This window comes from Aeoliella mucimassa (assembly GCF_007748035.1).
In the GTDB taxonomy this organism is placed as follows: Bacteria; Planctomycetota; Planctomycetia; order Pirellulales; family Lacipirellulaceae; genus Aeoliella; species Aeoliella mucimassa.
In genome coordinates, this window is sequence record NZ_CP036278.1 from 2,594,702 (window position 1) to 2,607,151 (window position 12,450).

At 60.0% G+C, this 12,450-nt stretch carries 9 protein-coding genes; 8 read left to right on the forward strand and 1 reads right to left on the reverse strand.

Features of this window, described 5'->3' with window-relative positions:
• Nucleotides 1–68 precede the first annotated feature (68 nt).
• Complete coding sequence (locus Pan181_RS10460) at nucleotides 69–3,158, reverse strand: tetratricopeptide repeat protein (protein WP_197529142.1); 3,090 nt, start codon at nucleotides 3,156–3,158, stop codon at nucleotides 69–71.
• A gap of 384 nt (nucleotides 3,159–3,542) precedes the next feature.
• Here Pan181_RS10460 and Pan181_RS10465 point away from each other — a divergent pair, with 384 nt between their 5' ends.
• From Pan181_RS10465 to Pan181_RS10500, 8 genes are all read left to right on the forward strand, one after another.
• Nucleotides 3,543–5,543, forward strand: coding sequence for a prepilin-type N-terminal cleavage/methylation domain-containing protein (locus Pan181_RS10465; RefSeq protein ID WP_145246761.1), 2,001 nt, complete (start codon nucleotides 3,543–3,545; stop codon nucleotides 5,541–5,543).
• A 71-nt stretch (nucleotides 5,544–5,614) separates the two neighbouring features.
• Nucleotides 5,615–6,040, forward strand: a complete 426-nt coding sequence (locus tag Pan181_RS10470) for a hypothetical protein (protein ID WP_145246762.1) — start codon at nucleotides 5,615–5,617, stop codon at nucleotides 6,038–6,040.
• Between the two features lie 45 nt (nucleotides 6,041–6,085).
• The gene (locus tag Pan181_RS10475; RefSeq protein WP_145246763.1) at nucleotides 6,086–7,384 is read left to right on the forward strand and encodes a 3-keto-disaccharide hydrolase; all 1,299 of its coding nucleotides are present in this window, start codon (nucleotides 6,086–6,088) and stop codon (nucleotides 7,382–7,384) included.
• A 409-nt stretch (nucleotides 7,385–7,793) separates the two neighbouring features.
• Nucleotides 7,794–8,375 carry a response regulator gene (locus Pan181_RS10480; protein WP_145246764.1) on the forward strand — a complete coding sequence of 194 codons (582 nt, stop codon included), beginning with the start codon at nucleotides 7,794–7,796 and terminating at the stop codon, nucleotides 8,373–8,375.
• A gap of 80 nt (nucleotides 8,376–8,455) precedes the next feature.
• Nucleotides 8,456–9,607: a sensor histidine kinase gene (locus Pan181_RS10485; protein ID WP_197529143.1), complete on the forward strand. Its 1,152-nt coding sequence runs from the start codon at nucleotides 8,456–8,458 to the stop codon at nucleotides 9,605–9,607.
• A gap of 2 nt (nucleotides 9,608–9,609) precedes the next feature.
• On the forward strand, nucleotides 9,610–10,452 hold the full coding sequence (locus Pan181_RS10490; RefSeq protein WP_145246766.1) for a nucleoside phosphorylase-I family protein: 843 nt from the start codon (nucleotides 9,610–9,612) through the stop codon (nucleotides 10,450–10,452).
• A gap of 86 nt (nucleotides 10,453–10,538) precedes the next feature.
• Nucleotides 10,539–11,366: a hypothetical protein gene (locus Pan181_RS10495; protein ID WP_145246767.1), complete on the forward strand. Its 828-nt coding sequence runs from the start codon at nucleotides 10,539–10,541 to the stop codon at nucleotides 11,364–11,366.
• 56 nt (nucleotides 11,367–11,422) lie between these two features.
• The gene (locus tag Pan181_RS10500; protein WP_145246768.1) at nucleotides 11,423–12,232 is read left to right on the forward strand and encodes a glycoside hydrolase family 16 protein; all 810 of its coding nucleotides are present in this window, start codon (nucleotides 11,423–11,425) and stop codon (nucleotides 12,230–12,232) included.
• Nucleotides 12,233–12,450 lie beyond the last annotated feature (218 nt).

Consider the following 12,450-nt stretch of genomic DNA (forward strand, 5'->3'; position numbering starts at 1 on the left):
AGTAGCCTGTGACTCACGGAGCGGGAGGAGCGTCATGCTCTCCCATGGCAAGAGATGCGCGAAGGGGGCTAAGTGCCCCCTAAACTGTTCAGCCGGTTCTTGGCAAGCTCGGCCTTGGAGTGCTCGGGGAAGCGTTCCACTAGCTCCGCGTACACCTTTTTGGCTGCCGAACTGCGGTCGAGTTGTTCCAGGCACCGCGCGGCTTCGAACAGCGATTCGGCCTGCCAGTTGTGGTAGGCCTCGGGGGCCTGGCGGTCGCCATAACCGTAAGCAACGCGGAAGAAGCTGCGAATCGCCGGCTCGTAGTCCTTCGCGGCGAACTGCAATTCGCCGGTGACGAATCGCGCCCGGGCGCCGAGCGGCGAGGTATCGCGGTCGGCCACTTTCAGCAGCAGCGGCATCGCTTCGTCCGGCTTATTCTGCTTGGCCAAGGCCCAGCCGAGTTCGTACTCCACTTCGCTCTGCCCGGCGTAGTCGGGATAGTCGGCGTTAGCTTTCTTGAGCCACGCGACTGCTTGATCCCATTGCTTGAGCTGATTGGCCGCTTGCCCGGCGTGAAGCATGCCGAGCGGGGCGAGTGACTGGGCCGTGGGCTTGTCGGCCTTGGCCTCGTCGTACGCGGCCAAGGCTTTCTCGTATTCTTCCAGGGCAAAGAGCGACTCGCCCCGCATCCACTTGGCGTCGGCCGCCAGCGATGCGGTGGGGTACGCCTGCATTTGCACTTCGAAGCTATCGGCGGCCTGATCGTATTTCTTGTCCTTGAAGCGAGCCCAGGCCAGCATGTGCAGCGCCTTCTCGTGCAGCTCGGGATCGCTCATGTTGCCATCGGCCGATTTGGCAAACCACTCCGCGGCCGCAGGGAACTCGCCTGCTTCGTAGTGCGACTCGCCGATGCGGAACATCGCGTCGCGAGCCAGTGGGCTGTCGGCAAACTGTTCGGCCAGCTTCGTGAACGCCTGTTGCGATTCGGCCGGTTTCTTCGCTTCGCGATAGGCCCAGCCGAGCTCGTACCACGCCCGATCGCGATCGGTAAACTCGTCGCCGGCGGTGGTGGCAGTGGTGAGTGCGGCGATAGCTTCGTCCCATTTCTCAAGGCCGGCCAGGCTGGTGCCGCGGGCCAAGGCGACCTGAGGATTCTTGCCATCCATGCCGGCCAAAGCTTTCAGCGCTTCGGTATGCTTGCCGGCCTGAGCCAGCGAACTGGCTTGCCCCATCTGCCCTTCGCGGGCGAGGGCGTGATCGGGGTATTCGGTCGCTAGCTTGGCAAACCGCTCCGCGGCCGCGGCGGCCTGATCGCTGTTGAGCAGCAATCGTGCCGCGCGATAGCCGGCGTACGGAGCCAGCGGGTGCTTGGCTGCGGTGGCTACCACCTGGTCGTAATCGGCGATGGCCGCTTCGGCGTTGCCCGCTTTCTCGTTGGCTTCGCCCCGTCGGTAATAGGCCTGGGCCAGCATCGTGGCTTCGGGCTGCGAGTCGATGAGCGACGTTAGCGAAGCGATCGCTGCATCCAACTCCCCAGCGGCGGCTTGCGAGCGGCCAGTAATCAACTTGGCTTCAGCGGTCCAGTTGCTCGGAGGATCGAGCGCGGCGACTGCTTTCAGGGCTTCGATCGCCTGAGGATACTGTTTGAGGCGGTAATTCGCGCGACCCACGAGGAACTGGGCCTGCTGGCCATCGCTGCTGTCGGCCGCTGCGTTGAGCGGTTGGAGCGTGGTGAGCACTGCTTGCTCGTCGCCAGCGGTACTATGGGCCCACGCTTTGCGAACGCTCCAGGCCAGGCGATGCTCGTCGTCGGCCGACTTCAGTAGCTCGGCAAACGTGGTTGCAGCTGCCTGAGCCTCGCCGGCTCGCAGCTGGGCCTCGGCCAGGGTGAGTTGGGCGTCGCCGACAAAGCTCGAATCGCCATACTTGGCGATCACTTGCTCGGCGTATTGCTTGGCCTTGGCAAAGTCCTGCAATTCCAGCGCGGTCGCGGCTGCCAGGTAGAATCCCTCGGCGGCCACTTCGCCTTCGCCGGCCGCTGCGGCCGCTGCGTAGACATCTACCGACGCGGCTCGCTGGTTATCGAGGGCATACATCGCATCGGCCTTGGCCAGCATCAATTCGGGCGAGCTGGTTTTGGCCAGCGCCTGGTCGGCGGCCGCCAAGGCCTTTTCGGCCGAGCTGGCTTCGATCAGCGCCCGGACCCACCAGTGGGCCAGGTCGGCATCTTCTGGCTTGGCCTGGTAGGCAGTGCCAAGTTTCTCGGCCGCCTGGGCGTACGACTGAGCTTGGTAGAGGGCTTTGCCAGCCGAGGCGACGTCGCCAAGTTGCTCGTAGGCCTCTGCGGCTTGTTGGTACTCGCCGGCGTTGAACAGGGCGCTGGCTCGGGCCGAGCGGGCAAAGTTGGCGTCCATCAGCGCGTCGCCCTTCGTCAGGGCTTCGCCGTAACGTGTGGCGGCTTCCTGATAACGACCCGCGGCCGAGAGGGCATCGCCCAGGCGCACGAGCGCTTCGCCAGCGACGACAGGTTCGGGGTTAGTGGACAGTAGCGTCTCGAGCGACTTGATTGCCTCGTCGGCGTCGCCGGTTTCGTTCAAGGCCACCGACAACGCTAATCGCACGTCGCCTGCCAAGGGACTGTCGCCATGCTTCTGAAGCCATTCGCGGTAGGCCTTTACCGCGTTCTCGGTTTGCCCCAAAGCGTACAGCGACTCGGCCCGGTAATAGTCGGCCTGCGGGGCGAGCTTGCTAGTGGGGAACTCCTTACGCAGCCGATCGAACGCGGCAACCGCCTGCTGGTAAGCGGTGTTCGCCGGGTTGCCTTCGAGCGCCTGGGCCTGGTTGTAAGCGGCCAGCCCCATGTTGGTGAGCGTCGCTTCGGTCAGCTCATGCTTGGGATATTTTTTCAGAAAAGTTTCGAACGATTGAATCGCTTCGGGGTACTTACCCAGTTGAAACTGGCACACACCCGCATGGTGCCAACCGCTGGCCGCGAGCGCGTCGTCGGCATGCTTGGTGGCCAGGCGTTGCCATTCGGTGAGCGCCAGATCGTACTGCTCGAGCTTCTGGTAGCGGGCCGCGAGATTGTAATTCTCGATCGCGTCGGCCGACGATTGCCCCAGCGAGGCTTGGGCCCCAAGCAGTAAAAAGCTTACAGCTAGCGGGAAAAGTGCCAATCCGCTTCGCAAATTCATAATCGAACCCAATCGTCCAAGAATGGTTGATCGCTTGTAAAGTGCCATGATGGTGGATCGTGCAACCGAAGTGCACTTCCTTTCTCCTATTCGTAGGCAATCCCCCAATTATCGCCGGTTACTGCAGATGATCCAGGTGATCTGCCACTTTGTCACCAAGTTTTCTGCTGTCTCCCGCCGTTGGAGCGACGGGGCTAACTATTCCCAACTCTTTCTTGACAAACATCTTACGTCGGGTTGCAATAGGATGTGTAGCGGTAGCCCGCCTTAGGGGCTCGAAGCGGGCAGCCACAGAGAATCGAGGTAATCCAGGTGATTTCAGCCATCTTGTCGTATCAACTCCATAGCCTCTCTAGAAGGGGTGCGTTGTCTTATCATTTGCTTGGCGCTGTCGTTCGTACGCGGCCCGCGCGTCGACGGGTCGGTTTCACCTTGGTGGAAATGCTGGTTGCCATCACGATCACGCTAGTGATGATGGCTACCGTCGTGGGGGTGTTCGCCACGCTCAGTTCGAGTGTGACGAAGCGGCAAGCCGTGATTGAAGTGAACAATCAAGTCCGCCAGGTACGCAATACACTGCAGCGCGACCTCGCTGGTATCACCTGTCCTACGCTCCCTTGGACCAAGCCGGAATCGAACGCAGGATACTTTGAATACATCGAAGGCATTCACTGCGACTTCTTCCCCAGTGACCTGACTGATGACTTGAGTTCGAATCCGATCCCTGGCGAAATCGACCATGCCAGCTCCACGCTGCCAGCCAGCAACACGAACTTCGCTCTGAGCAACCCCGGTTGGGTGACCGACGGCGGTGGACTCGGCGACTACGACGACGTGCTCGCGTTCACATCGCGCAACGAAAAAGAACCTTTCAGCGGCCCCGCGCCGAAGAACAATGTTAATACCAATGACAACGACGACATAAACCAACAAAATCCATTTGCCAATTGGGGATCGCAGGCAATCACGTCGCCGGTGGCCGAAGTCATTTGGTTTTGTGTGGAGAATCCGGCCGTCGATACCGGTGGTTACTTCGGCACCAGTTCGGAGCAAGGGTTCCGTACTATTTACCGTCGTACGCTGCTGGTGGCCCCCTGGCTCAACTACTACTACAACGTCGACGATGCTGGCAATAAGAGCCGACCCGGCGTGCTACGAATCCTTACCAACCTGGCCGACGAAACAAGCGACCAGGCCGAAGCCCTGGCCGCGTTGATTGCGTTTCAAGAGCGGTACGATATTTCCGCCCGCATTGAGTTCGATCATTCGATCAATGCCCCCGATGGCTGTTGGACCATCAAAGCCAACACGTTGGCCGATCTAACGAAACGCGAAAACCGCTACGAACACCACGGTTTCGCTGGCGACGCCAGCTCCGGCAGTCGCAATTTCCCGTTCGTCATGGTCTCGGCCGGCGGCGGATCGACTAGTAGTGTTCGCTTTATCGTCGATCGCGAGCTGAGTGGCGGAGGAGCTTCTGCCAATCCTCGTGCCGGATCGAGCAACGAAGTGCTCGGTTTTGATGTGCGTACGGGCGGTGGCTACCCAATTCGTCCCCTCGCCATCCTCGATGGCGGCAGCACTGCCCGTGCAGTGGTGAATGAACCGGGCCCGGCAGCGAACGGATTGGGCCAGGTGGTGCATCTAACTACTGGGCTGGTTCCGCTGAGCATCACGGGACCCAATCAAAGCCGCCGCGGCAACGACCTGATGCTGAGCGACGTCTTAGGCTTCGACGTGCGAGTTTACGATCCACAGTCTCCCATCTATGCACTCAATCCCAATGGTTCTGCAGTTCAAAATGGTGATTCCGTGGATCCTGCTACCGATATCACTTCGGTCGATGCGGGGGACGTGGGGTGGCGTTTTGCCCTTAACTCAAGCGATCCCATGCAGGTCGGCGAGGGAGCCTTTGTTGATCTTGGGTACCTAGAACTGCACGAACTGGACGCGCGGCGGTGGGGTGTGAACCTATCAAATCTCCCCTTCACCATCTCCTCTCCTTATGCTGGTTTGCCTCACGCGAAGTCGAAACTCAACGACGCGCGCCTGACCCGCGTGTACGATACCTGGAGCTTTAGCTACGAGAACGACGGGGTGAACCAAGACGGTGACGACCTGAACGGCGTACCGATGGTCGACGAGGGGACCGACGGGTTCGACAGCTTCACCTGGTACGATATGGATGGCGATGGATCGAACGATTCGTGGACCAAGTTGTTAGGGGCCGACGACATGGCCGAGCGCGAGACCTCGCCCCCCTACCCTGCTCCGCTTCGCGCGGTGCAAGTATCGCTTCGCGTCTACGAACCCGACAGCGGCCAGATTCGCGAAGTCACGGTGCGTCAGCACTTTGTTCCCGAATAGGAGGAAGCCCGAGTAAAGGGCAAAGCTCTGAATTTCTGGTCTCCGACTACTGACTTTCCCGTTCGGTATTCATGCACTGCATTCGTCTTCGAGGTCCCTGGCGTTACGAAGTGCTCGAGCGTCAGGCGGGCGACCCTACGCGTTCAAGCGAGGGCAAGCAGCAACTGCCGGCCGACTGGTCGAGCACGTTAGGCGACGACTTTCGCGGCACCGTGCGCTTTGTGCGCAAGTTTCACCAGCCTACGGGGCTCGAAACCGACCAGCAGGTCTGGTTATCGATCGAGTCGCTCGTTTCATCCGCCCGGGTGACGCTGAACGACCAAATGCTGCCCGATTGCGAGGCCGGCAACTGGCGTCACGAGGTGCATAAGTTGCTTCTGCCGAGCAACGAGCTTACGATCGAGGTCACCCACCCCCACCAGGCCGCCGGCCCGGGAGGTCTTGATGGTCTGGTGCAGCTTGAGATCCAAACGGTGCGTCCCCGGCCGGTCGATTGATATCGGCCCGCGGTTGACGTCTGTCACGAGAAAGGTCCCCCTTCGATGCGTACTCTGTTTGCTTCTATGGTCGTACTCTGCTGGCTTGCGTCCGGCGTAGCCTTGGCCGAACTGCCTGCTCCGGATGCATGGCAACCGAATTGGCTCACGCTGCAAGACGATCAAACGTCGGACGACGAAGAGCCTAAAAACGACGCTCCTAAAATCGCCTGTTGGCTCGACAAAGAGATGATCGCCGAGGGATGGCTGCAGTTGAGTAATGATGCGTCGATGTTTGGATGGCAGGCAACGAACGACGAGGGTTGGACGCTCTGCGCCAATCATCAAATGTACTATGAAGGGCAGGAAAAAGGCTGGTTGATGACCACCACCGAGTGGACCGACTTTGAATTGGTAGTCGATTACACTTGTAACGACGAGCAAGTGAACAGCGGAGTGTTTATTCGCAGCAAGCTTGAGCCTGAGAATCCCACGAGCGACTGCTACGAAGTGAACATCGCTCCCGAGTCGAACGACTACCCCACCGGTAGTATCGTCGGTCATGCGCGCGGTAAGTACGAGCCGGACCAGCTGGCCTCGTTAGGGGGGAAAGATAATCAGGTGCATCGCCTGGAGATCACCGCGAATGGCCCGCAAATCGTGGTGAAGCGGGATGGCAAACTCGTGTGCGACTACGTCGATAACAGCCCAGCCCCACGACTCAAGGGACGCATCGGTCTGCAGTACAAAGAAGGGGTGGTGCACTTCCGCCGTGTGCTGCTCAAACCGCTAAACACCAAGCCGATCTTCAATGGCAAGGACCTTACCGGGTGGAAGACCGACCTCGCGGGGCCTGCTGAGTTTTCGGTAACCAAAGCAGGCGAGATGCAGGTGCTCGGAGGCTCGGGCCAGGCGGAGTCGACTGCTGTGTATGGCGATTTCGTGCTGCAATACGAGTGCAAAGTCAACGGCGACGGGGCCAACTCCGGCGTGTTCTTTCGCTCGATCCCCGGCGACAAAATGAACGGCTACGAGTGCCAAGTGCAGAACACCTACGTCGATGGCGACCGCACCCAGCCTAAGGACTGCGGAACCGGCGGCATCTACCGCCGGGTGAACGCGCGGCTGGTGAATGCTAGCGACCACGAGTGGTTCACCACCACCGTGCACGCCGACGGCCCGCACATCGGGACTTGGGTGAACGGACTGCAGGTGGTCGACTGGACCGACACCCGCAAGCCCGACGACAATCCTCGGCGCGGACTGCGGACCGAAGCGGGCACGTTTTGCTTGCAAGCACACGACCCGACCACCAACTTGCTGTTCCGCAACATGCGCGTGCAGTCCATGATTACCCAGCATTGATTTTCCGCCCAAATAGCCTAATTGTCCGGCCGTGTACCGGTGTGCTATCATCGCGGAACGGAGGGTTGGCGAATCGCAAGAAAACACTGGCAATCAAGCGCAAAGTGTTTTCTTGCAAATACTTATGGAAATAATATCAATCTTGACTGGTTTACCCAGACCCGTATAATCCGCTCACACCTGGCAAACCAGGTAACCTCGGCAGGCGCGGCGGATGTTGCGAATTGCAGAGGCGTGTAGAATTGTGTAAATCGTGAGTTTTTTACACTTTACGGCAAACAGGAACTAACGGGGCCCTGGTGCCCGCGACGAAAAGGGACATATCACATCCCAGTGTCGCGTTGGTTTCCGGCCATTGATGGCCGTGCCATTCCCGCTCACATGGCTAAGGAGAGAGGTGGTTGAGCGTATGAAAACCGTGTTCACAACTGGCGAGGCCGCGAAGATTTGCAAGGTCAGCCAGCAAACCATCATTCGCTGCTTCGACTCGGGACAGCTCAAGGGGTTCCGCGTACCGGGTAGCCGCTTCCGTCGCATTCCTCGCGACCAGCTGTACTCGTTCATGCGCGACAACGGCATTCCGACCGACGCTCTGGATAGTGGCAAACGCAAGATTCTGATCGTCGACGACGACGAGGATCTGGTAGACCTGCTGGTCGATCACTTTGAGCGCGACGGACGCTTCGACGTGCGTAGCGTTAACAACGGGTTCGGCGCCGGCATGATGATCAAAGAGTTCGGCCCCGACCTGGTGGTGCTCGACGTGATGCTGCCCGATATCAACGGCATGGAAGTATGCCAGTTGGTGCGGAGCGACAAGTCGATGGACGAAGTTCGCATCATCTGCATCTCGGGTATGGTCGAGCAGGATCGCATTCAGCAACTCCGCGACGCGGGCGCGAACGACTTCATGAAGAAGCCGTTTGATATCGACGCCTTGTCGACCCGAGTGTGTCAGTTGCTCGAAATCGAATCGGCTTCGCCTAACTAATCACACGACTTGTTCGCTGGCACTATGTGATGTTGTGGTTGCCCGCTCTCCATTCCGCTCCGGGCAATCCTCCGTTGGCCGTGTCCGACGCCGCTGCGGTGGCGTTGGAGACTGCGCTGCTCGAGCCGCTGGCCGCTGAGAGCCAGCTTAGTGCCGCGCTGCTGATTGATCCTTGGTTCTGTCGCTGGGCGGCCACCGACTGCCCAGCGGCGCAAACCATTGCCGAGCTGGCCCGCCAGTTTGCAATCGGCCTGGCCGATCGACTGAAGTCGTTGCCCAGTCAGCCGCCATGCTGGTTGCGCCCTAGCGTGGGCGACGCCCAGGCGTTTGCTGCGCAGGCCGAATCGATTCGCAACCAGGCGTTGCAGCTCGAACTACTTGGCTTGCCAGCGGCCGCTTCGCCGGCGTTCTTCGAGCGGCTGCTCCACGCGGTGCCCGACTACGGTTCGCAAATCGTGATGTCGGATTACTTGCTCGAGATGCCTGGCATCGACTGGCGGTTGTCGCGTTTGATCGCGTTGGTGCACCAGCCGAATCGTTGCGAGATCGATCTCGAGCAAGCGAAGCTGGCCGCCATGAAAGAACTCGCGTACGGAGCGAGTCACGAAATCAATAATCCGCTGGCCAACATCTCGGGCCGGGCGCAGTCGCTGCTTCGCGACGAGCCCGATCCTCGCCGGCGGCGGTTGCTCAAGGCGATCGACGCCCAGGCGATTCGCGCGCACGAGATGATCTCGGACCTGATGCTGTTTGCCCACCCGCCAGCCTTGGTGCTGGAGGAGGTCGACCTGGTGCAACTCGTCAACCAGTGTGTTGCCGAGATGCAGCCGATCGCCGAAACGCAGCAAATCGAACTACATAGCGAAACGCCCAGCGAGCCACTAACCGCTCAGCTCGACGCGACGCAAACGCTGGTCGCCATCCTCGCCCTGCTGCGTAACAGTGTGGAAGCGATCGGCTTCGGCGGCTCTATTACCACCGAGCTGCAAGGCTGCGACGAGTGGGCCGAAATCGCCGTGACCGACACTGGTCCCGGCGTGCCGGTGGAAGTCCGTGAGCATATGTTCGACCCCTTCTATAGCGGGCGCGAAGCGGGGCGTGGGTTGGGCTTTGGGCTCAGCAAGTGCTGGCGTATCGCCCAACTGCATGGCGGCAACGTCAAACTCGTGGAGAGCGGCCCGGTCGGCTGTCGATTCGTGCTGCGGTTGCCAATCGCCGAGCGGGAAGCATAGCCATGGGGTGGCTCTGGCAAGTTGGTGCCCGCATGCTCGGTTCGCGGATGGTCAGCGAGGCGAAGCAGGCCGCTACGAGCGAAGTCGCCAAGGCGATGCTGAAGAGTGGTCCGAGTGACCCCGCCGCGGCGATCGCGGTGCTTTGCGAGAACAAGTGGTTGTTCGATGCCGTGGTCGACGAACTGGTCGACAAACGCCGGTTGGAAGCCGACCGCATGCAAATCGCCCAAGGACAGTTGGCTGAGGTGCCTGTGGTGGTCGCCCGCCCTCTCGGCGAGGCGGTTGAACCGCTGCGGATGGTGACCGCGGTGGTCGACGCACACCTGCCGAAGTTCGCGATGTCGGTGGCCGAGGGCATATGTCTCGATCGCGAACTCAAGCACGGCACTTTGGTCATGGCGACCCGACTCATCGACTCCGCGGGGCGCTCGCTGCGAGTCGAACTCACCCCACCCACAGGCGAGGGGCTGCGTGGCGGAACAGTTGGCACTATTGGTGCTCCGGTAGTCGGCGAGCTAGCCGCGACCGAGCAGTTGCCGGTGGTCGAAGATGCCTGGAGCAGTGCGGTAGCGCGGGCGTGCCAGCGAGTGGGGTTGCCGTTGGTGGCCGTGTCGGCGGTGGTGCAGTTGCCGCTGAGCGAGCGTTCGCAGGCGGCCGAGGCCATGCATCGCCAGCGATCGATGGCGGGCCGCGCCGGCGTATTGACCGGCATGCTGTTCAAAAAACGGAGCGGGCTGAAGCATCTCTGGAACGACAAGCAGGCGAAATGGGATGCCACGGTCCGAATCGCTGGACTGGCTAAGTATCTGGCCAAAAGCGTTGAAGTGCCGAAGTCGAATGAGTAAGCGCTCTGCTTGATGTCGCAGCGGGTCGCCGTGCCGGGTATATTAGATGGTGTTCCCCTTCCTTGCAGACATCCACAAGCAGCGTTATGAGCAAAACTGGCGAAGCGTTCACTCACTTTAATTCCACCGTGCGAACCGTGTTGATGGCCGTGTTGGTCGGCGTGTTCGGGTACGGTGGGTTTCAGGCGTATCAGGCTTACAGCGAACCTCGCCGCGAGCTGGAAGGCAAAGAGCGCGAACTCGAACAGGCGTATTCCGACCTCGACGACGTAAAGCAACAGCTTGTGACGCGCGACGAGAAAATCTCGGAACTCAACGACGACATCACCGAACGCGATGTTCGTATCGACGAGTTGCAGGAAGACCTCGATCGGGTGCAAACTGCGGTACGACTGTTGAAGCTCCATCGCCGCCTCGCCCGAGTGGAAGTACTCGATCAGCAGACCGACGAATCGGGGCAGCTGCAAACCAAGATCCGCTTTATCGAGGTGGCTGACGAAGGCCAGCCGATTGGCGAGCCTGCCGAATTGACGCTGGAGGGAGATCGGGTTTATATCGAATACCTGGTGGTAAAGTTTGACGACCAGTACGTGGAGCAGGCCGACATTGAGCGCGGCACCGCGATCTGCTTGTTCGAGAGAATCTTCGGCGAGAATCAGAATCCCGACGAGGGGTTTGTGATCGACAAGGTGGGCTCTCGGCCGAATGCCTACGATCGCGGCTCGGTGACCAGTGACTTCGAGCAGCAGATCTGGAACGACTTCTGGACCATCGCCAACGATCGCAAAAAAGCCGAAGAGCTTGGTATCCGCGCGACACACGCCTTGGCACCTTCGATTCGGATGGAACCGGGCGCGACCTACGAACTGGATCTTCGTGCTACCGGCGAGTTCAGCCTGAAGCGGGTCGATTAGTTCGTCCGCAAAGCGTATTGAGTAACATCTGGTTTTCAACAGCTTGGGAGGTTTCTATGATCGGCAAATTCTTCATCGCATGGCTATTGATGGTGGGTGTCGTGGCAACGGCTGCGGAGCCTCGCACCGCCGAAGAAGTCGATGCGAGCCGATGGACCCTCGCCTGGCAGGATGAGTTCGAAGGGGACGAACTGGATGCCGAAAAGTGGACGCGATGCAAACGCGGCAAGCCGGATTGGCAGAACACGATGTCCGACGATCCGCAGTTGCTGGAGATCGCTGATGGAGTGCTGCATTTGAAAGCAATCCAGAATCCCAATCTCGAACAAGATTCGTCGCCGTACCTCACCGCGGGAGTCACTAGCGAGGGCAAGTACTCGTTCAAGTATGGCAAGGTGCAGATTCGGGCGCGGTTCAAGTCGGCGCAGGGTTCCTGGCCGGCGCTGTGGATGCTCGGCAACGAGAAGGGCTGGCCCGCGAATGGCGAGATCGACCTGATGGAGCATCTGAACTTCGATACCATCGCCTATCAAACCGTCCACTCGAAGTACACGCACCGTCCTGGGGTGAAGGACGATCCGAAGCATGGATCGACTTCCGACATCAACCGCGACGAGTGGAATACGTACGGCTGCGAGTGGGATGCCGACAAGATCGTGATGACCATCAACGGCGAGCCAACGCACACCTACCCCCGCGTCGAGGCGCTGGGGGAAGAACAGTGGCCGTTCTGCCAGGAGTTCTACTTCATTCTCTCGATGCAAGTCGGCGGAGGCTGGGTGAACCAAACCGGCCCAACCGATCCGGCCCACTACCCGGCTGGCATGGAAATCGACTGGGTGCGCGTCTACAAGCCCGCCGAGTGAGCCAGCAGCAATGCCTGGCGAGCAAAGCTCGTCGCCCGCTAAAGCTACAGATTGATTCCAACGGTTTTCGCCGTTTTTGCTGGCAATTGGCCAGTGGTGGTGTTCTAATGGACAGGTATGTGTTGTCCGTTGTTAGTCGTCAGTGGTTCGTTGTTGGAGGGTGGAAAGATGTAACCGAGTGAGCATCAAATCGATTGAAACCATTTGCCACGCATGCG

What these genes read in the sequence shown, in the direction of transcription:
- Pan181_RS10470 (WP_145246762.1), top strand. Translation starts at nt 5,615, where the DNA reads ATGCACTGCATTCGTCTTCGAGGTCCCTGGCGTTACGAAGTGCTCGAG.
- Pan181_RS10475 (WP_145246763.1), top strand. Translation starts at nt 6,086, where the DNA reads ATGCGTACTCTGTTTGCTTCTATGGTCGTACTCTGCTGGCTTGCGTCC.
- Pan181_RS10480 (WP_145246764.1), top strand. Translation starts at nt 7,794, where the DNA reads ATGAAAACCGTGTTCACAACTGGCGAGGCCGCGAAGATTTGCAAGGTC.
- Pan181_RS10490 (WP_145246766.1), top strand. Translation starts at nt 9,610, where the DNA reads ATGGGGTGGCTCTGGCAAGTTGGTGCCCGCATGCTCGGTTCGCGGATG.
- Pan181_RS10495 (WP_145246767.1), top strand. Translation starts at nt 10,539, where the DNA reads ATGAGCAAAACTGGCGAAGCGTTCACTCACTTTAATTCCACCGTGCGA.
- Pan181_RS10500 (WP_145246768.1), top strand. Translation starts at nt 11,423, where the DNA reads ATGATCGGCAAATTCTTCATCGCATGGCTATTGATGGTGGGTGTCGTG.